Origin of the sequence: Pontibacter sp. 13R65 (genome assembly GCF_047525655.1) — a bacterium.
Classification (GTDB): Bacteria; Bacteroidota; Bacteroidia; order Cytophagales; family Hymenobacteraceae; genus Pontibacter.
This window is the reverse complement of record NZ_JBLIQL010000027.1, coordinates 33413-54882: the sequence shown is the minus strand read 5'-3', so window position 1 is coordinate 54882 and position 21470 is coordinate 33413. Positions and strand designations below refer to the sequence as shown.

Annotated in this window: 19 protein-coding genes and 1 riboswitch; of the genes, 15 read left to right on the top strand and 4 right to left on the bottom strand. The window is 49.4% G+C overall.

All coding sequences use genetic code 11. The features are described from left to right. Window positions 1-122: 122 nt before the first annotated feature. On the top strand, window positions 123-755 hold the full coding sequence (locus ACMA1I_RS21000; RefSeq protein WP_337070443.1) for a porin family protein: 633 nt from the start codon (window positions 123-125) through the stop codon (window positions 753-755). A 154-nt stretch (window positions 756-909) separates the two neighbouring features. Here ACMA1I_RS21000 and ACMA1I_RS20995 read toward each other — a convergent pair whose 3' ends face one another. Next, on the bottom strand, window positions 910-2526 hold the full coding sequence (locus ACMA1I_RS20995) for an arylsulfatase (protein WP_337070442.1): 1617 nt from the start codon (window positions 2524-2526) through the stop codon (window positions 910-912). Window positions 2527-2842: 316 nt separating this feature from the next. Here ACMA1I_RS20995 and ACMA1I_RS20990 point away from each other — a divergent pair, with 316 nt between their 5' ends. Then, window positions 2843-5845: a DUF6298 domain-containing protein gene (locus ACMA1I_RS20990; protein WP_337070441.1), complete on the top strand. Its 3003-nt coding sequence runs from the start codon at window positions 2843-2845 to the stop codon at window positions 5843-5845. Window positions 5846-5853: 8 nt separating this feature from the next. Here ACMA1I_RS20990 and cfa read toward each other — a convergent pair whose 3' ends face one another. Both cfa and ACMA1I_RS20980 read right to left on the bottom strand, forming a co-directional pair. Next, complete coding sequence (cfa, locus tag ACMA1I_RS20985) at window positions 5854-6975, bottom strand: cyclopropane fatty acyl phospholipid synthase (protein WP_337070440.1); 1122 nt, start codon at window positions 6973-6975, stop codon at window positions 5854-5856. A 340-nt stretch (window positions 6976-7315) separates the two neighbouring features. Further along, entirely contained in the window at window positions 7316-7480 is a 165-nt protein-coding gene (locus tag ACMA1I_RS20980; protein ID WP_337070439.1) for a hypothetical protein, read from the bottom strand. Between ACMA1I_RS20980 and ACMA1I_RS20975 the strand changes: the two genes are divergently transcribed. The 11 genes from ACMA1I_RS20975 (at window position 7479) to tenA (ending at window position 17298) form a co-directional block, all read left to right on the top strand. Further along, window positions 7479-7739, top strand: coding sequence for an SRPBCC domain-containing protein (locus ACMA1I_RS20975; RefSeq protein WP_337070444.1), 261 nt, complete (start codon window positions 7479-7481; stop codon window positions 7737-7739). The genes ACMA1I_RS20980 and ACMA1I_RS20975 overlap by 2 nt on opposite strands. 425 nt (window positions 7740-8164) lie before the next feature. Then, window positions 8165-8710, top strand: coding sequence for a YfiT family bacillithiol transferase (locus ACMA1I_RS20970; protein ID WP_337070438.1), 546 nt, complete (start codon window positions 8165-8167; stop codon window positions 8708-8710). 339 nt (window positions 8711-9049) lie between these two features. Next, window positions 9050-10114 carry a DUF748 domain-containing protein gene (locus ACMA1I_RS20965; RefSeq protein WP_337070437.1) on the top strand — a complete coding sequence of 355 codons (1065 nt, stop codon included), beginning with the start codon at window positions 9050-9052 and terminating at the stop codon, window positions 10112-10114. 177 nt (window positions 10115-10291) lie between these two features. Next, window positions 10292-10516: a VF530 family protein gene (locus ACMA1I_RS20960; protein ID WP_337070436.1), complete on the top strand. Its 225-nt coding sequence runs from the start codon at window positions 10292-10294 to the stop codon at window positions 10514-10516. 29 nt (window positions 10517-10545) lie between these two features. Beyond that, window positions 10546-10926: an SRPBCC domain-containing protein gene (locus ACMA1I_RS20955; protein WP_337070435.1), complete on the top strand. Its 381-nt coding sequence runs from the start codon at window positions 10546-10548 to the stop codon at window positions 10924-10926. 73 nt (window positions 10927-10999) lie between these two features. Next, the gene (locus ACMA1I_RS20950; RefSeq protein ID WP_337070434.1) at window positions 11000-11770 is read left to right on the top strand and encodes a hypothetical protein; all 771 of its coding nucleotides are present in this window, start codon (window positions 11000-11002) and stop codon (window positions 11768-11770) included. Between the two features lie 720 nt (window positions 11771-12490). Continuing rightward, window positions 12491-14008 (top strand): ATP-binding cassette domain-containing protein, encoded by a 1518-nt coding sequence (locus ACMA1I_RS20945; RefSeq protein ID WP_337070432.1) that lies wholly within the window; start codon window positions 12491-12493, stop codon window positions 14006-14008. Window positions 14009-14216: 208 nt separating this feature from the next. Beyond that, window positions 14217-14312: riboswitch (TPP riboswitch) on the top strand. A gap of 79 nt (window positions 14313-14391) precedes the next feature. Beyond that, the gene (thiM, locus tag ACMA1I_RS20940; RefSeq protein WP_337070431.1) at window positions 14392-15201 is read left to right on the top strand and encodes a hydroxyethylthiazole kinase; all 810 of its coding nucleotides are present in this window, start codon (window positions 14392-14394) and stop codon (window positions 15199-15201) included. After that, window positions 15188-15838, top strand: coding sequence for a thiamine phosphate synthase (gene thiE / locus ACMA1I_RS20935; protein ID WP_337070430.1), 651 nt, complete (start codon window positions 15188-15190; stop codon window positions 15836-15838). Before thiM ends, thiE begins: the two co-directional genes overlap by 14 nt. Further along, on the top strand, window positions 15825-16658 hold the full coding sequence (gene thiD / locus ACMA1I_RS20930; RefSeq protein ID WP_337070429.1) for a bifunctional hydroxymethylpyrimidine kinase/phosphomethylpyrimidine kinase: 834 nt from the start codon (window positions 15825-15827) through the stop codon (window positions 16656-16658). The genes thiE and thiD overlap by 14 nt, the downstream gene beginning before the upstream one ends. Continuing rightward, a complete protein-coding gene (tenA, locus tag ACMA1I_RS20925) occupies window positions 16645-17298 on the top strand; it encodes a thiaminase II (protein WP_337070428.1) in 654 nt (217 codons plus the stop codon). Before thiD ends, tenA begins: the two co-directional genes overlap by 14 nt. Window positions 17299-17573: 275 nt before the next feature. Here tenA and ACMA1I_RS20920 read toward each other — a convergent pair whose 3' ends face one another. Next, on the bottom strand, window positions 17574-17903 hold the full coding sequence (locus ACMA1I_RS20920; RefSeq protein ID WP_337070427.1) for a hypothetical protein: 330 nt from the start codon (window positions 17901-17903) through the stop codon (window positions 17574-17576). A gap of 214 nt (window positions 17904-18117) precedes the next feature. Between ACMA1I_RS20920 and ACMA1I_RS20915 the strand changes: the two genes are divergently transcribed. Both ACMA1I_RS20915 and ACMA1I_RS20910 read left to right on the top strand, forming a co-directional pair. After that, the gene (locus ACMA1I_RS20915; protein WP_337070426.1) at window positions 18118-19716 is read left to right on the top strand and encodes a hypothetical protein; all 1599 of its coding nucleotides are present in this window, start codon (window positions 18118-18120) and stop codon (window positions 19714-19716) included. A gap of 84 nt (window positions 19717-19800) precedes the next feature. Further along, window positions 19801-21420, top strand: a complete 1620-nt coding sequence (locus ACMA1I_RS20910; RefSeq protein WP_337070425.1) for a hypothetical protein — start codon at window positions 19801-19803, stop codon at window positions 21418-21420. The last annotated feature ends 50 nt before the right edge of the window (window positions 21421-21470 follow it).

Below are 21470 nucleotides of genomic sequence, written 5' to 3'. Positions count from 1 at the left end.
AAGAGAAAATAAGGCTACGCGTACAGAATGCCCGTGACAGAATTATGATGGTCGCTTGTGGTTTACACAACCTGCGAACCTCCTTTAGGAAAATCAATAACAATTAATCAGAATACACTTTAATGAAAACAAAAAAGAGTCTGCTCCTATTGGCAGCGTTTCTGTTCTGCCATTTTGGTTACGGGCAGTTTATCAAAGAAGTAAGGGCAGGCTTAAGTTATGCCACGGTCAGGTTTCAGGATGCCACACTTCAGGATGCTACCTCGGAAAGACTTGGATACTTTGCTGGCATTGTGGCACAGCAGGAACTGAACAATAAGTGGTTTGTAAGGCAAGAACTTGCTTATGCCGTTAAAGGCCACAAACAATACTTCTCATCGTCGAGTCCGGCCCTTGTTAGTTACCATTACCTTACACTGCCACTACTCGTGGGATACAAAGCGGCAAACAAACTGAACTTTTACCTGGGACCTGAATTGGCATTGGTTGGCCCCGTTATGTACAGAAGCGGTGGACATGGCAGCAACCTGCATCAAATTGAAAGGGTAAATGTATTTGATGTAGGTGCAATGGCAGGCCTAAGCTACCAGCTTCTTCCGCGGACTGCAATTGATATACGCTATAGCTACGGCTTGATAAATAGTAGAAATGTGCAGTTTTACAACAGCACTGGTTTGTACGAACAGACAAAAGCGGACGGGAAGCATCGGGTACTGCAACTGGGTCTGAACTACTCGATCAGGAAGAACGGATAGTTTATACCACTTGCTGCTTAAGCACTTATAGGGTGGTCACTTACGCATTCAATAAGTTGGTATAATCGTACATCAGACGGCAGGATAAATCGGTAAGATTGTATACTAAACGATTCTCCTGCCGCTCATATGTTTGTTTATTGAGTTTGGGTAGTTATGGCTTCTGCTTTTTCTGCTTATCCATTTCAAGTAGTTGCGCGAACGGCACTACATTGGCATGCTTGGCCCAGGCATCGTACAGCTGCGAAAGCTCTTTTACCTTCTCGGGGTGTTTGCTGCTTAGGTCGTTTAGTTCGGAGCGGTCGTTGGCGAGGTTGTAGAGCGCCCAGGTATCCTCCGGAAATACCGACACAATTTTCCAATCGCCTTGCCTTACCGCCCTGTTGCCCTCGTGCTCAAAGAAAATCTCTTTGTGGCCCGCCCATTTCTGCCCCTTCAGCAAAGGCACTAAGCTCGTACCTTCCATAGGTTTAATTTTATTGCCTTTGTACGTATCTGGGTAACTAACACCTGCCAGGTCAAGGCTGGTCGTCATAAGGTCGATGACGTGGGCGGGCTGGTGATTTACTTTGCCGCCTTTTATCATAGCCGGATAATAAGCAATAAACGGAGTGGCAATGCCACCTTCATGTTCCCAACGCTTAAACTTACGGAAAGGTGTATTGCTCACATTTGCACCTTCGAACTCATAGGCTGTAAAAGAGGTAGGGTCGCTGGCCAGTTTTTTGTTTGCCTCCCGAATCTCCTGCGTAAAGCCAGCCTCGTTTATATTTTCGTAACTGCCTCCGTTATCAGACAAAAACATGATGATCGTGTTCTTATCGGCTCCCATCTCCTTCAGCTTCGCACGCAGCTTGCCTATGTTCTGGTCCATGCGGTCTACCATGGCGGCGTACACGGCCATCTTATCATCCCATCTTACCTTCTCTTCCTCCGTTAGTGATTCCCAGTCAGGAATTTCTTCGTCGCGCGGCGAGAGCTGTTCTTTTTTGCTGATAACGCCAAGTGCCTGCATGCGTTTAAATCGTTCTTCCCGCAATTTATCCCACCCTTTCATGTACTTGCCTTTGTACCTGGCTATGTCTTCCTGCATGGCGTGCAGAGGCCAGTGCGGAGCTGTGTACGCCAGGTACAGGAAAAAAGGCTTGTCTTTGGTTTTGTTCTCCTCTATAAACCGAATGGCGTAATCGGTGTAGGCATCGGTGGCATAGAAACCTTCCTGCGGTGTGTACTCGGCATTATCGAGGGCATAGGTCAGCTTCTGGTTGGGGCGGTAAGGCCGATTACCAAAATAACTGTTGGCTCCATCGAGCAGACCAAAATAGCGGTCGAAGCCACGCTTCACCGGCCATTGCTCCGGCCGCGCATTCAGATGCCACTTGCCTGTCATAAAGGTGCTGTAGCCATTTTCCTGCAGTACTTCGGCAATGGTTACACACTCTTCGCTCAGCATGCCACGGTACGAAGGGTGCTCCCGCTCGTTTACCATGTGCCCCACCCCTGCCTGCTGCGGATATAACCCGGTGAGTAACGAGGCCCTGGTTGGGCAGCACCGGGAGGTGTTGTAAAAGTTAGTCATTTTAAGGCCACCCTTTGCCATAGCATCGAGGTTAGGCGTGTTTATTTCGGAGCCAAAGCTGCCCAGGTCGGAAAAACCCATGTCATCGGCCAGAATAATGATGATATTCGGTTTTTTGCTGACAGGAGTCTGGCTTAGCAGGAGCCCTGTCACAAAAATCAGCGACAAATTGAGGAGGCGTTTCCGTATCATAGAGGTCAGGTTTGTTTCTGGTTGGGAATATAAGCTTCTGTTTCCAGTATTTTATCCTGTGCTGTCCTGCCGCTTTTGTAGTTCGGGCTACATCTCTCTATTCTGTATTCAATCACCCTAGGGCAGTAATCAGCTTATCAGCCTCCGGAAGGGCATTTTCATTAGAATAATTCCCGCTTCTTTGCATTCATTGGCATACCCGACACTACAGGATAATAGGGTCAGGAGGCTGCTTTAACTTAGGTACACATTGCTGGCATTGTACCTCAGGTGCCACCAAGCACTATAACATTTTCGACCATTAATCATGTTAAGCATGCTCCAGCTACGCGCCCTGTACCCTTTCGGTTTTAAAGTGATGCGGCATCAGACTACCCTCTCCGGCTGCCTTTTAAACCTGCTCCTGCTGCTCATATCACCTACTGTTATTGCCCAGGCACAAACTAGTACAACCCCTGCTCCCGGCATTGATTTTTCGTATGCAGGTTACGGCGGCGGTGGCACGGCTTTACCCACTGTGCCAACCATACTAACGGTAAAGCCCACTGGTAGCGACGATACTCGCCTGCTTCAGGCAGCTTTAAACCATTTAGCCACCCTGCCAGCAGGCAAGAATGGAATGCGCGGTGCTCTGCTGTTAGCGCCGGGCCGTTTTTTAGTGCAGGGGCAATTGCACGTACAAGGTAGTGGCATTGTGCTGAGAGGCAGCAAAGACAATAGCACCACTCTGGTTGCTACAGGCCAATCCAGACGCACCCTTTTAGAGGTTGGCTCCCCCCAAGTGGCAACAGGCGAAGCTTCTATACAAGTAACCGACAAGTTCGTACCGGCCGGTAGCAGGCACCTGACGCTTGCGCATACCAACGATCTTAAAGTAGGAGACAAAATTACCGTTACCCGCCCCAGCACCCGGGAATGGATATCGGCATTGGGCATGGATACCCTTAAAGGAACCTTTGCAGACCTCCGCTTCCACTGGACTCCAGGCTCCCGTAACCTGATCTGGGACCGCACCATTACAGCCATCAATCAAAACCAGGTCACGCTCGATGCTCCCATTACCACAGCATTGGAGCAGCGCTATGGCGGCGGCACCATCACTAAACTTACACAGCACCTGCCCCTGCAACAAATTGGTATAGAGCATCTGGTTATTGAAAGCGAATTCAACAAGGCAAACCCTAAAGACGAGGAGCACGCCTGGTACGGCATCCTGTTAGATAATGTAGAAGACGCCTGGGTACAGCAGGTAACAACACGCCACCTGGTAAGTTCTGCCGTACGCGTGGGGCCACGAGCCAGGCGGGTAACCGTAGAGAACTGCCGTAACGAACGCCCCGTGTCGGAAGAAGGAGGTTACCGCCGCCAGAGCTTTCTGGTAGAAGGGCAACAGGTACTGGTGCAAAACTGCACCGCCGACTCTGGTTTAAACGATTTTGCCATCGGATTTACCGCTGCAGGACCCAACGTGTTCCGCAACTGCACCGCCACCAATGCCCTCGGGGCCAGCGGCTCTTACGAAAGCTGGGCATCGGGGGTACTTTACGATAATGTTAAAATAGAAGGAGCCGCCCTCCGCCTGACCTACGATGCTAACAGAGCACAGGCAGGAGGATGGACAGCAGCCAATGCCATAATCTGGAACTGCACCGCCACAGACATAGCAGCAAAAGGCCCCGCTGATGCTCCGAACCAGGTGGTGCAGGCAAAAGGATCGCTTTTTCAGCAACAGCTCCAACAAAGACTGGGGCCTGAAACTAACCTGCCCGGCACATCACCTGCCGCTCCTGCGCCTGTCCGGGAGTTTACCCTGAAAGATTTACCCGCCTCCCCGCCTGTTGCTACTCCTGCAACAGCACCACTCCAACTGATAAACGGGCGCTTTGTGATCGGGAATAAAACGTTATGGGGTGGCGCCGTGAACGACGCGTGGTGGTTAGGGCAGACCTCTCCGGCCAGTGCCTTAGATGCCGGCATCAGCATTACACGGTTTGTTCCTGGCAAAACAGGTGCTGGTTTAACAGAAAACTTACCCGAACTGGCAGCAAAAGTAACAGCACAGGGCACACCTTTTTACCAAAGCGGCCCCGCTATCTGGTACGACCGTCGCCGCGATGACCACTCCATTACAGAGCGGCCCGATGCCAACGTGTGGGCAGCCTTTTATGAGCTGCCATGGGCCCGAAGCGGCACTGGCCGCGCCTGGGATGGTCTTAGCCGCTACGACCTCACCCAATACAACCCTTGGTACTTCGAGCGTACCCGTGCCTTTGCTGCCTTGGCCGATCAGGAAGGTTTTGTGCTGTACCACCACCTCTACAACAACCACAACCTACTCGAAACAGCCTCGCACTGGATCGATTTTCCGTGGCGCCCCGAAAACAACATAAACGAAACCGGCATGCAGGTGCCGCCGCTGGAACCTAAAGACCGCATTCATGTGGCCAACCAGTTTTACGACGCTGATAATCCACAGCTGCGTGCGCTGCACCGCCAGTATATTTTTCATGTGCTGGACCAGCTAGGCGAATTCAACAACATTATTTTCGGGTTGAGCTTTCAGTACTCCGGCCCGGCCTCCTTTCAGAAGTTTTTTCAGCAAACGGTGGCGGAATGGGAAAAACAGCACAACCGGCAGGTGCGCCTGGTGCTGGACACGAGCAAAGATGTAACCGATGCCATACTTTCTGCACCGGAACTGGCCAGGCAAGTGGCCGTTATTGACATGCGTTACTGGCATTACCTCCCCGATGGCTCGTTATGGGCACCGGCAGGTGGTCGAAACCTGGCTTTCCGGGAGATGCACCCGAAAGAATTCGGTGACCCTACCACACCTGAAATGGTTTACAAGCAGGTGCGGGAGTACCGGGCACAGTACCCTAACAAAGCCATTGTGGCCTGGCATGCCGGTGCAGGTGCTGTTCCCACCCTAATGGCTGGAGGTGCGCAGGTACTCATGCGCAACCCCACCGCCGGCCACGGCCAAGGCCGTTCCATAGACCGCACTCCACTGGATGTGTTTGTGCAGGAACAGCTGGCAACCCGCCTGATGCACCTGCACCCAACAAATGGTTTGCTTCAAAATGAAACGCAGAACTGGGCTTTAGCTGATAACCAGCAGGAAACGGTGCTGCTATATTCGTTAAGCGGTGAGGTTATAGAGCTGGCTCAAAAGCTGAAAAACAAGCACTATACCGGCACCTGGTTTGATCCCGAGACAGGCAATACCATAACTGCGCAACTACCCAAATTACTAAAAAAAGGAACGGCTGTCGTAAAGCCAGATGTAAAGCCCTGGCTGCTGCTGCTCCGGAAATGATCCGTTCTTTACCGAACTGCTTTGTAGCCGCCTAACACACCTTTTTTTGAGAGCACGAGCTGCCAGAGCTGGTTATTGCGCGCCCTGAAGGAGCCGGCGCTGGAGAGCAGGTAATACTTCCACATGCGGTAGAAACGGTCGCCGTACTCCGCCTGCAGCTCAGGCCAGTGCTGGTCGAAGTTCCTGAACCAGGCCATTAAGGTGTGGTCGTAATCGGGGCCGAAATTATGCAGGTCCTCCACCACAAACACGTGCTCCATGGCGGCTCCGAGCTGTTTCAGAGAAGGCAGCAGGCTATTCGGAAAAATATAAGTGTTGGTAAAAGGATCGGCTGATGTACGGGAAAAGGCATGGCCGATAGTGTGCAGCAGAAACAGGCCATCGTCTTTGAGGCAACGCGCCGCCGTTTGCATATAGGTGCGGTAGTTGCGGTAGCCCACATGCTCTGCCATGCCGATAGATACCACATGGTCGAACTGCTCCTGCACGTCGCGGTAGTCCTGCAGCCGAAGCTCCACGGGGAGCCCCTTGCACAGTTCACGTCCCAGCTCCAATTGCCGTTTAGACACTGTTACGCCTACCACCTCTGCTCCGTAACGTTCTGCCGCAAACCTGGCAAAGCTTCCCCAGCCACAGCCAATATCGAGCACCCGCTGCCCCGGCTTCAGTCCTATTTTGCGGCACACCAGGTCGAGTTTGTGTTCCTGCGCCTCGTCCAGGGAGGTGGCTTCTTTCCAATAACCGCAGCTGTAGACCATGCGCTTGTCGAGCATGTGCTGGTAAAGGTTGTTGCCGATGTCATAATGCCGCTGCGCGTTTCGCGAAGCCTTGCCTTTGGCCTGCATGTTGAGCAGCAGGGCCAGCAGCATGCTAATTTTGGTTTTCCAGCCAAACTGCACGCGTTTGTAAAGGTCGGCCCGCAGCACCCGGAATGCAAACTCGTCTATACGTGCGCAATCCCACCAGCCATCCATGTACGATTCGCCCAGTCCCAGCGTACCCTGTCGCAGTACCCGCCCGTAAAACCGGTCGTCGTGCACCTGCAGGTCCCAGGGGTCGGGGCCGTTCATTTTTACATCGGCGCTTGCTAAAATAGAACTGACGTTTTGCCGGAGTTGCTGGGTTTTCATGAGCTTCTAAACATAAAGCGGGTGAAAAAAACAGTTTCGCCTTATCGGACTTAATTCAAAACCAAAACAGTCTGCTGCAGATACAGGCATTAGAAATAGTCAAACTTAAAACTGGAAATGATGCGCAGCGGCTTATAGTTTGGTTTTTTCGCTGTGCCTAAAATTCAGAAATCAAATTATTTGTGCACTTAGTTTTCTCCAATTTGATTTATAAAATAACTTTTTGCCTGACAACCTGCAAGGAAAGCAAAGCACAGACCTCACTCTAACTCAAAACTTTGTAGCAAAGGCACTTGCCTTATTTTGAGTACGCAAATTTTTTATAGAAGATAACCTATCATTATATATTGGCATGAAAGTACAGGCAAGCGTGGAGCAGGTGATTGCTAAACCAGTGGCGGCCATTTGAGGCAGTGGTAAAGTCGGGCTTCTTTATTACGTCTGGCAGCGGCAGCTTACAGGCTGGCAAGAGCATTACCTGAACGTTTGCCGATGTTGGTGCCATACTTCTCATACAGGTAGAAAGCCTGCAACACAACAAGGAGATTGTTTTTACCTGGTCTGCCACCGGAAAAGAAACAACTGTGACCATGCAGTTCGAATCGCTATCAGGTTCGTCGGGTGTAATGCGGATTACAGAAAATGAGTGGGAACCAGACGAAGCTGGTATAGCGGCGGCACTACAACAAACCCAGGGCTGGACCGACATGCTGCTCTGCCTGAAGGCTTACCTTATGTTCGGCATCAACCTCAGAACTGCCTGAGCTAATGCTTCAGCGGCTTTGTTGCCAACGTATGGTTATCGGCAATTCTGCTAATAAAAATGCCCTTCCGGAGGCTTTTAATAGATTTTAGATACTAGACTTTAGGTGTTAGATTTTTTCTAAAAATGGTTCTTGCTCTTTCTTCTGCTTTGCCCAGACACTCATAAGAGCTCCCCACGCTGCGAGGTCTTCCTGCTCCTTCTTCTGTTAACCATTCAGCAATTTAACAATTTAACAATTCTACTTATTATTCGAATGAAAATGGCCTTCTGGAGGTATTCTTCACCTTAATGAGTCAAGGGTTCCGGAGTTATTTTTAGATTGATACAGGACCTTGTTTCCTTGAAAATGCAGGAATTGGCATTATCTGAAAATTATTTCTAGTTTAGCGGCTCTACCATACCATAACCTCCCACTCCTCCCCTATGACTGAGATTCAACTGGAGCAACTGAAATACCCTGTAGGAAAATGGCAGAAACCGGAGACCATTACTCTGGAACAACTGAAGCAATACATTGCCACCATCGCCCTCTTCCCCGATAAACTGCGCAAGCAGGTGGCACTGCTCAACCAGGGGCAACTCGACACACCTTACCGCCCCGGTGGCTGGTCTGTACGGCAAGTGGTGCACCATTGCGCCGACAGTCACCTCAATAGCTTTATTCGGTTTAAGCTGGCCCTCACCGAAGATAAACCTACCGTAAAGCCTTATGATGAAGAAAGATGGGCGGAGCTGCCAGATGCCAAAACAATGCCGGTAGAGCCTTCGCTCCTGCTGCTCGATGGCTTACACGCCCGGTGGACTCACCTGCTCACTAACCTCCAGCCCGAACAATTTGCCTACAGCTTTGTGCATCCGCAGCAGCAACGCAACATGCGCCTCGACGAAATCCTTTGCCTCTACGACTGGCATTGCCGCCATCACCTGGCTCATATCACTACCTTAAAACTGAGTCAGGACTGGGCGTAAGTAGGTGCAGCAAAAAGTTATGAGGCTCTTCCACCTTGACCAGAATGGAATCGTGGATTGTACGTAGCGGCACCTGCACAACCAAATTCTGCTAATAAAAAGGCCCTTCCGGAGCTATTTTTAGGGTAGTAGCACTCAGGGGCAAATTGTATTAGAGAACAAATACTACAGCCACAAGTAAAGGCACAATCCTTCCCTCTGGTTACCAGTGCAATTGCTTTATTACTCCAGAAAAAAGTGTAGTTGCTACATACCTAACTCAAAGCCTGTTTTCCGTATACCTTTTCTGTAATCATAGTTTACAGCTAACCAAAGAAGCTGCTTTTACTAAAAGGAATTATGAAGAGAAGGCGTTTAAACAGAACTTTTGCTTTGGTAGGAGCGCTCGTGTTGCTGCTCCTGGTGGTTAGGCTAGCGCTGCCTGGCATCGTAAAGCGATACATAAACAGAACACTCAACGAGCTGCCAGGCTACAATGGCTACGTAGAAGACATAGACCTGCACCTGTACCGGGGAGCTTATACCATAGACGGCCTGCACCTGGTCGAAGAAAAGGGTAACCCAAAGTATCCTTTCCTTCAAATAAAAAGAACCGATTTATCAGTGGAGTGGCGATCGCTGTTCAAAGGCAAAGTGGTGAGTGAAATCGTTATGTTTCAGCCGGAGCTCAACTTTGTAGAGGCACCAGCCGACACAGCCAACGAACCGACCCGTCAGCACTGGACGGAGGTAGTGAAAGACCTGATGCCCATTACCATTAACCGGCTGGAAGTAAACCAGGGCCGAATTGCCTACCTCGATTTTGGCGCCAGCCCCGATATAAACCTGTTTATGGAAGAACTGCAACTGGTGGCTCTGAACCTGGCTAATGTAGAGGCAGCGGGACAGGAGCTTCCTTCCGATATCCGGTTCTCAGGTCGCTCTATTGGCGGAGGCCGGTTAAATGGCCAGATGAAAGCTAATGCGTTAAAAGAAATACCAGACTTCGACCTGAAAATGGAGCTCACGAAAGTAGACCTCCCGGCTGTGAACAGCTTTATTGAGGCCTATGGTAAGTTTGATGTGGAACGCGGCACCCTCGACATGTACAGCGAACTAAAGCTTACCGACGGACAGCTGGATGGTTATATGAAGCCATTTCTTGAAAATGTAAAGGTGCTGGACTGGAAAAAAGACAAAGAAGAAGGAGGCATTTTCAGGGCTGCCTGGGAAGCCATAGCTGGCCTTTTCGCCGAAGCAGCAGAAAACCAGCCACGCGACCAGATCGCCACTAAAGTACCGATCAAAGGCGATATTTCTAAAATGGATACTGACTTATCGTCTACCATATTCAACGTTTTGCGCCATGCCTTTATCAGAGCGTTTAACAAAGGCCTGGAAGGATCTGCCCCTGCCGAAGAATAAGTAGCAGCGCAAACACGATGAGTTTTGTTTGAACAGGCAAAAGACTTTCGAGCCGCGGCCTCCACTGCTAGAATCAGGAGCTATTTTTTTGTTACTTTGCCCGACCAGAGAGCCTATAGGCCCTGCAGGCATACTCTACAACATTACCTGAAAAACAGAAAAACAAAGGCGTACCCGATGGAAGAGCAAAAAAATAACCCTTTACACGGCATCACATTAGAACAGATACTGGTGCAGCTGGTAGATTACTATGGATGGGATGAGTTGGGTTATAAAATCAACATCAACAGCTTTAAAAACAACCCCAGCATAAAATCGAGCCTTACGTTTTTGCGCAAAACGCCCTGGGCGCGCCAGAAAGTAGAAGAACTTTACATTAAAACTATCGCCAGAAAAAAATAGCCTGCACAAACGGGCCAGATTCCATCCGCATGAAAGACTACAAAAAATATTACATTCTGCCAGCCTCTCCCGAAGAGGTTTACACTGCCTTAACTAACCCAATAACCATACAACTCTGGACAGGCGATAAAGCTGAGATGTCGACAGAACCCGGCTCGGAATTTTCGTTGTTCGATGGCGACATAGTGGGCAAGAACCTGGAGTTCGAAGAAAACAAGAAGCTGGTGCAGGAGTGGTACTTCGGGGAGCAATCAGAGCCTTCTATTGTTACCATTAAGCTGCACCCGCACAAGTCTGGCACGTCTGCCGAACTCCGGCACACCAACATTCCGGACGAAGCTTTTGACGACATAACGGAAGGCTGGGACAACAGCTATTTTGCCGCTCTCATAGAATTTTACGAGGACTAGCTTCCAATTCTACAGTTCGTCTTATTGTCCTGGTTTTCCGGCTAGAATTCTAACCTTTTCTTAATTTAGAGGAATGAAACCAACGTTTTTATTCCTCTTTATTTTCTTTTTGGCTGCCTCACTCCCGCTCCACGCACAGCCCGATACTATCGCCAAGGCAGACTCAGCCAAAAGCACTGTTTTTGGTAGTTACCTGATCTTGCCACTTGAGTTTCCGGTTATCAGCAATGGCTCCATGAACGCTGAATTGGGCAGGTTGGGCTACCCTGGTTTTAAGTACCCGGTGGCTGCTGTGGGTTTTGGCCTGCAGCTCTACACCAACCGCGTTATTACCACTTTCTCTTACAACAAAACCACCCGCAAAGACGACAACGACTTTTTCCGGCACGAGGTAGAGTACAGAGCCACTTCCTTCAGTTTCGGGTACGACCTGCTGCGGCACTACCAGTTTTCGTTGTACCCCTATGTTGGCTACAAAGGCACTGGGCTCAATTACCTGTACCAGGAGAAACCGCAGGAAGTGTGGTCGTTTGAAGACTACCTGAAAGCCAACACAAACTCAAAAGAAATCACGAACTCCCAGGCAAATTTAGATCTGGGACTAGGCTGGTCGTTTCAGACGTTTTATCTGCTCAACCTGAAAGCCGGTTACCTGGTGCCCCTCGAAAAGCAAACCTGGAAAATAAACAACAATAAGGACCTGCTGCGCCACTCCCCCCAAGTAAATTACAAATTCTATTTCACGGTTTCTATAGGCCTCGGCAACATTACCCAGGAGAAGCAGAAAAAAACCCGCTCAGTTATACAAGAGCAAGAAAACGAAACCCTGCTACAACAGATATAAGTTGGCTTGACTACGCCTAATTAAAAATTAGAAATTAAAAATAATAGTTGGCTTGCAATGGAACCCTATATCAGTTTTACCCTGTGTCTTGTGTTCTTGAAACAGCTTCCGGAAGGCCTTTTTCATTAGAAGAATTTGAGCGGTGTAAAAGCTGCCTCATCATTTAAAATGGTAGTGCGGCAGTGAGCTACAGGAAAAATACCTTTGCCAGGTGCACCCGTTGACAATTTTTTGTTTGAGCGTTCAGCGAGTGGGGGTGCAGGGGCCCCCTTTGGACAAAATTGTCTTGATTTTTTTTGTTCTTTTTGTATCAAGACAAAAAGAACAAAGACACCAGCAATAAAACAGCTTCACGCCGCTGTCACAGCAGGAAAAGCCACAATGCGAANGAGTGGGGGTGCAGGGGCCCCCTTTGGACAAAATTGTCTTGATTTTTTTTGTTCTTTTTGTATCAAGACAAAAAGAACAAAGACACCAGCAATAAAACAGCTTCACGCCGCTGTCACAGCAGGAAAAGCCACAATGCGAACTTAGACCAAACCACCTTTAGCCGCTGCTGAAGAATCTCGCCCACAAGATCTTTACAAGATGACAAAGAAGAGGAGTTGCATCTCGCCTACAAGATCCTTTCAGAATGACAAAAAGGCCAGCTCCTGCACCTGTAATTTCTCTCTATCTTTGTGCAGCAGTTCCAGCTGCATAACAAAAAACTAACAACGTATGCCAGTTACCACCCCCGCTCCAGTGCTTGCCTTAAATAACATTACAGTCCGTTACCTGAACCACACGCTTTTCAGCAACCTGACTTTCCGGATAAACAAAGGAGAACATTGGGCGCTGGTAGGCGAAAGCGGCTCCGGCAAAACCAGCCTGTTGCAGACTATTGCCGGCAAATACAATGTAGTAAGCGGCAGTGTGCAACATGTGTACTATGAAGAGTACCTGCAGCAGTTTCCGCAACATGGCAAAGTGTTTACGCACCACAACCTGGTGGCAGAGGTGGCACAGAAACACAACTTCAAAAACTTATCGTCTAACATTACTGAGTTTTATTACCAGCAACGGTACCATGCCGCCGACTCAGAAGATGCTCCTACCGTAGCCACCTACCTGGCAGGCATAGAAGCACCGGCAGAGGCCGAAAGCAGCTGGACAGTCGAAACAGTTATCAGCACTTTTAAGCTGGAGATGCTCCTGGACAAGCAACTGATAAAGCTCTCGAACGGCGAAACAAAACGGCTGTTGCTGTCGGCTGCCCTGCTCCGGCACCCCCGCCTCCTGCTGCTGGATAACCCGCTCACCGGGCTCGACGTGCAGACGCGGGCAGACTTTAACGAGCTTATCCGGCAGATAACTGCATCGGGCATTACAGTGATAATGGCTACCTCTCCTACCGAAGTTCCGGAGGCCCTTACGCATGTCGCCATACTTGAGAAGGGTGCCATCATAAAACAAGTGCCTCTTGTAGATTTCGAACCGGCACAAGTACATCTTGCTCCTGCCTTTGCTCCAAACCTGGAAGAACTGCAGGCGCTCCTCTCACACAAAGAAGCTACCCCTTACGACACCATTGTTAAAATGGACCACGTTTCTATTTCGTATGGGCAGAAGGCAGTGCTGAACAACATTAACTGGCATGTGCGCCAGGGAGAGCGCTGGGCGCTGCTGGGCCATAACGGAGCCGGTAAAACTACTTTGTTGAGCCTCATAAACGGAGATAACCCGCAGTCGTATGCGCAAAAACTGGTGCTCTTCGACCGCAAACGCGGAAGTGGAGAATCGATCTGGGACATCCGGAAAAAAATAGGCTTTGTGTCGCCGGAGATGTACCAGTATTTCCCGAACCACAACACCTGCCTGGAGGTAGTAGAATCCGGCTACTACGATACATTAGGGCTTTTCAGGGCTAGTGAGGCGCCTCATGCATCCATTGCTTTGCGCTGGATGCAGCTCCTCGAAATTGAGCAGGAGGCCAACCAGCTGCTAAAAGACGTATCGGCCAGTACACAGCGCCTTTGCCTGCTGGCCCGGGCACTGATCAAAAACCCACCCCTGCTGATACTGGATGAGCCCTGCCAGGGCCTGGACCAACACCAGCAGGAGCAGTTCAAGCAGCTCCTCGATGCCATTTGTCAGCAAAGTAGCACCACCCTTATTTATGTAACGCATTACCAACAGGAAATTCCGGAAAGTGTAAACCAGGTACTACACCTGCAAAACGGTGTGGTCGTTAGCTGACTTGAGTAAGGAAATAATTTTATCAGCCATATCTTTTGAAGATTGCATCTTTCGTGACTGCTGCAGCTGTGCTGATCTGCTTGTTCTTACTCCTGATTTTTTTCTAAAGTTTAACTTTGCTTATCAAAGATCAGCCTTTATATTAGGCTATAGACAGGTCCCGCTCCCGAAAAAGGCTGGACTTTAACCTCAATTTTGTTTATAATTGTACTGGCTTTAGGGGTGTTCCTTTTATGGAACTGAGAAAATACCCTTTGTACCTGATCCGGATTATACCGGCGTAGGGAAAAGCAGGCATGGCACTAATAGCCATCTTTCCTTTTCATTTCTCCCAACCCCGGAGACACTCCTTAGCCACTTGTTTTACTTAACAACTACACGCTATGAAGGACAGGCTCTGGAATACCATACAAGCTGTGCGGGAAAATGCGCCGCTGGTACACAATATCACGAACTATGTGGTAATGAACAATACGGCCAATGCTTTGCTGGCTGCAGGCGCTTCGCCGGTAATGGCTCATGCCCACTCCGAAATAGAAGCCATGACAGGCATAGCAGGTGCTCTGGTGGTGAACATCGGCACCCTGGATGAATATTGGGTAGAGAGCATGAGGCGTGCCGTAAAACAGGCAGAAAGCCTGCACAAGCCCTGGGTACTCGACCCTGTGGGAGCTGGCGCTACTCCTTACCGCAATAGGGTGCTGGAGGAGCTACTTCAATATAAACCAACCGTTATCCGTGGAAACGCCTCCGAAATTCTGGCACTGGCCAGCATGGGCACCGGTACAAAAGGCGTAGACAGTACAAACCAGAGTTCCGAAGCATTGGAGGCTGCCCTGGCTCTTAGTCAGCGTATAGGTGCGGTGGTTTGCGTTTCGGGTGCGGAGGACCTGGTAGTGCAACAGGAGCAGCACCTCTTGCTAGCTAATGGGCACCCACTCATGGCCCGGATTACCGGCATGGGTTGCACCGCCACCGCCCTTATTGCCGCCTGCTGCGCCGTAACTCCTGACCAAGCCTTACAAGCCACAGCCGCCGCCATGGCCCTCATGGGAGTGGCAGGCGAAATGGCAGCAGAAAAAGCGGCTGGCCCCGGCACACTGCAACTGCACTTTCTCGACATGCTGCACACTATATCAGAAAACGATTTTATGCAGCGACTAAAGCTGGAACAACGACATGAAGCCCTTTAACTACAGGCTGTACCTAGTAACTGATGAAGCCGCCTGCCTGGGTCGCGACCTGGTAGAGGTAGTGGAAGCAGCTGTACAGGGAGGCGTAGACCTGGTGCAGCTTCGTGAAAAGCACCTTTCTGATGCAGCGTATCTGGCCAAAGGCTTGCGGCTGAGAGAAATGCTCGACCGCTACAACGTGCCCCTGATTATTAATGATAACCTGAAAGTAGCCGTGCAATGTGGCGCAGCCGGCATTCATGTGGGCAACTCCGATATTCCCCCAACCGACATCCTGAAGCGCTGGACCGATTGCGGCACGCTTGGCTACTCCCTAGAACTTGAGGAACACCTGCAAAGCCCAAGCGCCAAACTTGCCGATTACCTGGCACTGAGCCCTGTGTTCTCCACTCCCACCAAAACCAACACCGTTACTGAATGGGGGCTGGAAGGAATCAGCAGAATCAGGAGCCTTACCAGTAAACCACTGGTTGCCATAGGGCGGGTGAGCGCTGCCAATGCCGGCGATATGGTTAAAGCTGGAGCCGATTGCCTGGCCGTGATATCGGCCATATGCTCCGCTCCCCACCCTGCTCATGCTGCCGAAGAGTTAAGAAACGAAATAGAGAAATACAGTACCTCCTATGGAAAGATATAAATATCCGGCCGTGCTTACCATTGCCGGATCCGATAGCGGTGGTGGAGCCGGCATTCAAGCCGACTTAAAAACCTTTTCGGCCCTCGGCTGCTTTGGCACCTCTGCTATTACGGCTATTACAGTGCAAAATACCCAGGGGGTAACCGGTATCCACAGTGTGCCGCCAGAGGTAGTGCAGGCGCAGATAAAAGTGGTAATGGACGACATTAAGCCTACAGCCATTAAAATTGGCATGGTGCACAGTCTGGAGCTGGTTCAGGTCATTGCGGCTACTTTACAAGCGTACCCCAACGTGCCTATAATATTAGACCCTGTGATGGTAGCTACCAGCGGCGACAAACTTATTCGTGACGAAACCATTGAGGTGTTAAAGCAGCAGCTTTTCCCCTTGGCAGAGGTTGTAACTCCTAACCTGGATGAAGCTGCTATTCTAGCACAAATGGAAATTAATCATCTGGACCAGATGAAAGAGGCAGCAGAAAAAATACTCCAAACAGGATGTCAGTCGGTGCTGCTGAAGGGGGGGCACCTAAAAGGGCCGCAGTTGTACGATGTTTTTCTGCAAAAGCACAGGCAGGCACAAATCTTTCCATCAGATCACATACACACGCACAACACACACGGCACAGGCTGCACACTTTCTTCGGCCATTGCGGCTTTCAGGGCGCAGGGCGTGCCTGTAACAGAAGCTATCGGCAAGGCTAAAGCATATGTGCACCAAGCCATTCTGCAGGGCAAAGATGTAAAAACCGGAGAAGGACACGGACCATTAAATCATTTTTTTGAACCTCTGAAACTACATAAACATGAGCTGGAGTAATACAGCCTGGCAAGCAGGCGAAAACACCTATTCTCACATTATCTCGATGCCTTTTATCAAGGAACTGATTGCCGGTACGCTCCCGCAGGAAAAGTTCGCTTTTTACCTGGGCCAGGACTCGCTGTACCTTACGCAGTTTGGAAAAGCCCTTTCCCTGATTTCCGGAAGGGCTTACCAGGCAGAACATGTGCTGGAGTTCGCCCGCTTTGCCGAGGGAGCCATTGTAGTGGAACGTGCTTTACATGCCGGATACTTTCAGAAATATGGCTTAACTGAGGCACCTGCTATGTCGCCGACCTGCCAGCACTATACCAGCTACTTGCTCAGCTGCGCCTCGTTGGCACAGGTAGAGGTAGCTATGGCCGCGGTACTCCCCTGCTTCTGGATTTATAAAGCCGTGGGCGATTACATCTATAGCCAGCCACAGGTAGACGACAACCCTTACCAGGATTGGATAAATACTTACGCTGGCGAAGAGTTCGGGGCCATTGTACAACGCGCCATCAACATCTGCAACCAAGTGGCGACCACCTGTGCCACTGCTCAACAGCAAGCTATGACGGAGGCCTATGCCACAGCCTCTAAACTAGAATGGATGTTCTGGGATAGCGCCTGGCGACTGGAAAAGTGGCCGGTGTAGCCTTCTTGCATTTTACCTGGTGCCAGTAATTGTGCTGTGCTGCTAAAAATGCATGGCAGCTGGAAAATACAAATCAATCACCTCTGACCGGCCGGTCATCCTGAGCTTGTCGAAAGACCTTTCAAGGATCAGCATGAGAATAGCCAATGCTACTCTCAAACTTGCTGTACAAGATAGTTTCCTCGGCAAGCTCGGAATAACGCAACTTTACACTCTTGACCTGACGGCTTTCGTACTAAGACAAAAAGAACTAAGACTTCAGTACTACAATAGCTTCACGCCACTGTCACAGCTTTAGCAGAAAATTCCAAACTTAAACCAAAAGCTATCATTGCTTCTGCGTCTTTCCCACAAAATCCATTAAGGATGGCAATAAACCAAAACGGGCAAACACCTCCAACAGCAAAACCACACAGACTAAATTCTGCTAATAAAATTGGCCTTCCGGAGGCTAAAATCGCCACAAGCCTTACAGGCTTAAGGTTTATTAGACTCTCTACAGAAGGATTATTTAACAATGTCCCTAAAGGTCTGACAGCTAAAAATGCATCCGGAAGGCCGTTTTCATTAGAAAAATTCAGGAAAGGCTTCGGAGCAGCAAACAAATAACCTTCCGTTTAAATTGAATCTGTAACTAAAGTTGTATTACAAAACAAATAGAGCCGCAACACAATCTTATTCCAAAAACAGCATAAGACCATTTCTGCTTCTCCTACTAAAAAAAAGCTTGCTGCCACTGCTCTTCTCCAGCTTTCTCCCTGAAAACATTATAGCTGTTTTACGTTAGATAACTCATCAAACGAGATTGATATACACTATATGAGCTATACCTACAGGCAACTTTGCCTTTTTGTACTTCTTTCAGTTACCGGATTTGGCTGTGCCAAGAAGAACTTTTTTTCTGAATCTCCGATCGTGGGCGAATCGCAGCTGCAGCGTTTAAAAACGGCAACACCAGGCACCGTTGATAGTGTTACGCTGCAAGCCGGCAGCCACTATAAGCGTGGCGGCTTCCATACCTTTTTCTGGGGAAAGCACTACCGCGATGCCTGGACTGCACCGGTGCAGGTAAAGGTATTTAATATGCATGAAACCAAAGGCGGCCTCGAAATCGAAAAACTGGGTGGCGGTATGCAAACCACCAGCCTGACCCTGGTGGACCAGGATGGCTTTTCGTATGCGCTTCGTTCCCTTGATAAAGACCCGCTGGAGGTACTGCCAAAATTCTGGCAAAAAACGTTTGTAGCCAATGTCATCCGCAATCAAACTTCTGCCCTTAACCCCTATGGGGCGCTTGTACTGCCTGGCATGGCCGAGGCTGCAGGCATACCTCACTCAAATCCTGAGCTTGTGTATGTGCTTCCAACCGACACCACCTTTGGCGAGTACAACGATCAGTTTCAGGACAGGCTTTTTATGATTGAAGAGAAATACACCGATGACAACTCCATTACCGATGACCTGGCAGATGCCGAAGATATTGTCTCTTCTAAAAAAATGCTGAAGAAACGCTTTGGCAAAGATTCTCATTTTATAGATCAGCGGGCCTTTGCCAAAGCGCGCCTCTTCGACCTGCTGATAAACGACTGGGACAGGCACGAAGGGCAGTGGAACTGGGCCCAATACAAAGAAGACGGGGAAACTGTTTATCGTCCTATTCCAAAAGACCGCGACAATGCTTTCTACCAGTTCGACGACGGAGTAATTACCTGGCTTTTCAGCAGGAAATGGGCCATAAGAAAATTTGAGTCTTTTGATGCTACTTACAAAGACGTATATGCCCTTACAATAAATTCACAATTTATAGATCAGCGGGCGCTTGCAGCGCTTACCTCCAACGATTTTGCCGAACTGGCCAAAGAGTTGCAAGCGGCTATTACCGACCAGGTAATTGAGAAGGCTGTGCGACAGTTCCCGGATTCTGTTTATAAATTATTGGGCGAAAGCACCATCAGTAAGCTAAAAAGCAGACGCGATAAACTACCGGAAGCAGCACAGGAGTTTTATCGTATTTTGGCCCGAGAACCTCTGATTGTGGGTACCGATGAAGAAGATATCTTTGAAGTAAAACGGCTCAACAACGAAGAAACATCCGTTAAAGTTTTGCGCGGCTCCGATAAAAAGCAGGTGTACCACCGCGTGTTTAACCGAAAGGAAACAGACCAAATTACCATTTATGGTCTGGCCGAAGATGATAAATTTAAAGTAAGCGGTGAAGTAAACAAAGGCATAAAAGTAGTGATAGTAGGCGGCCGTGGCGAAGATGAAATGAAAGACACGTCGCAAGTGAAAAGTTGGGGCCGCAAAACCGTAATTTACGATACCAAAAGAGGCACTGAACTAGAGGCTGGTCCTGAAACAAAAGATAAAAGAACGAAGGATGTACGGGTCCACGCTTTCGACCGCGAAGGTTTCTGAGCCAAGGCTGCCATCATATAAACAAACCTAATGGGGTAGCTGGCTATTAACTGCTTACCCTGATTCACTTTACAAGACACCCACTTGAACAGAATTTACCCTTACCGCTTCTTACTGCTGTTACTATTATTCTCTTGCAGTGAACGTTTCAGCCACTCGGTGCAGCAAGTACCATTACCCACTGATCAGTCTGATGCCACTGCGCCACCCACATACAGCGACAGCACCCTCGTATTGGCAGCAGGCAAGCATTACCAGCGTAGTCGCCTGCACACATTTTTCTATGGCAGCCACTACCGCAAAGCCTGGACGACTCCGGTTACCATACCCGTGCTCGACATAGGCACCGCCAAAGGAGGCCTTACCCCGGTAAAGCAGGGAGGCAGCCGGCAAACCCTAAACCTCCGCTTACAAGACTCGCTCGGCACCGAGTATGTGCTCAGGTCTGTGGACAAAGAGCCGGCCAGTGCTTTACCAGAAAAATGGCAGAAAAGCTATGTAGCCAATATTATTCGCGATGCAACCTCGGCCACACACCCCTATGCTGCTTTAACGTTGCCTCCCATGGCAGCGGCAGTTGGCATTTATCATGTGGTGCCTGAGCTGGTATATGTGCCCCACGACCCCATGTTGGGTGAACATCTGCCAAATATTGGCGGCATGGTGGCCATGCTCGAAAAACGCCCTGCCGGTAACCAAAAGCACGACCCGCTAATGGGTAACGCCAAGAAGGTAAAAAGCACGCGTTCCATGCTCGAAGACCGCCTGCTGGATAACGACACGCAAGTAGATGCGCGTTACTTTTTGCGCGCCCGCCTCTTCGATATGCTTATCGGAGACTGGAGCAGGCACGAAGATAACTGGCGCTGGGCACGGTTTAAAACAGAGGAGGGGAATCTTTACAAGGCAGTTCCGCGCGACCGTGACAATGTGTACTATAAGCTAAACGATGCCGTTATTCCCTGGCTGTTTATGCGGCTTGGGGTAAAGCAGCACTTCCAGACGTACCGCAAAAACCTTCGGAAAGTGGAAGACCTGAACCGAAGCGGACGCAACCTGGACGAGATTTTGCTGGCAGGCCTATCGTATAAGGATTGGCAAGAGGTAGCAGACAGCGTGCAGCAGGCCCTGACAGACGAGGTAATTGACCAGGCGTTCCGGCAAATGCCTGACACAATTTACCAGCTAACCGCATCGCGCATCATAGATAAACTTAAGTCCAGGCGAGATCAGCTACCACAAATTGCAAAAGATTACTTCGAAGAAGTTTCTGATAATGCTTTTGTTGTGGGGACCGACAAAAAAGAACTTTTTGAAGTAGAGGTTCTTTCCAGAGAGGAGGTGCGGGTGCGTATGTATAAAATCAGAAAAAAAGATAAAGGCAACCTGCTGCTCTTCGACCGAACCTTTCACTCCGATGTTACAAAAGAGATACAGCTCTTCGGTCTCGACGGTGATGATGAGTTTAAAATTACCGGTAACTTAAAGCCCCGCATCAACATAAAAGTATATGGCGGTGCAGGTGCCGATAGCTACACTGTAGCGGCAGCAGACAGTAAGTTAGGCAAAAAGGTTTACATAGAAGATTCAAAATACCGGAACACGTACCATATCGATAAGAAAACTAAAGTAGTTGTAAATGATACACCTCCGGCCACTATGTTTGATGGCAAAGGCTGGCTCCTGCGCTACTACCTCAACTAACTGCGCATGTTGCGATAAACTCTGAAGCAAGAATCAAGCATAGCAAGAGG

Excerpts from the sequence above, each read along its gene's own strand:
- thiD (WP_337070429.1), top strand. The coding sequence starts at position 15,825 with ATGGAAAGATATAAATATCCGGCCGTGCTTACCATTGCCGGATCCGAT.
- ACMA1I_RS20950 (WP_337070434.1), top strand. The coding sequence starts at position 11,000 with ATGAAACCAACGTTTTTATTCCTCTTTATTTTCTTTTTGGCTGCCTCA.
- ACMA1I_RS20990 (WP_337070441.1), top strand. The coding sequence starts at position 2,843 with ATGCTCCAGCTACGCGCCCTGTACCCTTTCGGTTTTAAAGTGATGCGG.
- ACMA1I_RS20995 (WP_337070442.1), bottom strand. The coding sequence starts at position 2,526 with ATGATACGGAAACGCCTCCTCAATTTGTCGCTGATTTTTGTGACAGGG.
- thiM (WP_337070431.1), top strand. The coding sequence starts at position 14,392 with ATGAAGGACAGGCTCTGGAATACCATACAAGCTGTGCGGGAAAATGCG.
- ACMA1I_RS20970 (WP_337070438.1), top strand. The coding sequence starts at position 8,165 with ATGACTGAGATTCAACTGGAGCAACTGAAATACCCTGTAGGAAAATGG.
- thiE (WP_337070430.1), top strand. The coding sequence starts at position 15,188 with ATGAAGCCCTTTAACTACAGGCTGTACCTAGTAACTGATGAAGCCGCC.
- ACMA1I_RS20945 (WP_337070432.1), top strand. The coding sequence starts at position 12,491 with ATGCCAGTTACCACCCCCGCTCCAGTGCTTGCCTTAAATAACATTACA.
- ACMA1I_RS20915 (WP_337070426.1), top strand. The coding sequence starts at position 18,118 with ATGAGCTATACCTACAGGCAACTTTGCCTTTTTGTACTTCTTTCAGTT.
- ACMA1I_RS20980 (WP_337070439.1), bottom strand. The coding sequence starts at position 7,480 with ATGGCACCAACATCGGCAAACGTTCAGGTAATGCTCTTGCCAGCCTGT.
- ACMA1I_RS21000 (WP_337070443.1), top strand. The coding sequence starts at position 123 with ATGAAAACAAAAAAGAGTCTGCTCCTATTGGCAGCGTTTCTGTTCTGC.
- ACMA1I_RS20955 (WP_337070435.1), top strand. The coding sequence starts at position 10,546 with ATGAAAGACTACAAAAAATATTACATTCTGCCAGCCTCTCCCGAAGAG.
- ACMA1I_RS20965 (WP_337070437.1), top strand. The coding sequence starts at position 9,050 with ATGAAGAGAAGGCGTTTAAACAGAACTTTTGCTTTGGTAGGAGCGCTC.
- ACMA1I_RS20960 (WP_337070436.1), top strand. The coding sequence starts at position 10,292 with ATGGAAGAGCAAAAAAATAACCCTTTACACGGCATCACATTAGAACAG.
- cfa (WP_337070440.1), bottom strand. The coding sequence starts at position 6,975 with ATGAAAACCCAGCAACTCCGGCAAAACGTCAGTTCTATTTTAGCAAGC.
- tenA (WP_337070428.1), top strand. The coding sequence starts at position 16,645 with ATGAGCTGGAGTAATACAGCCTGGCAAGCAGGCGAAAACACCTATTCT.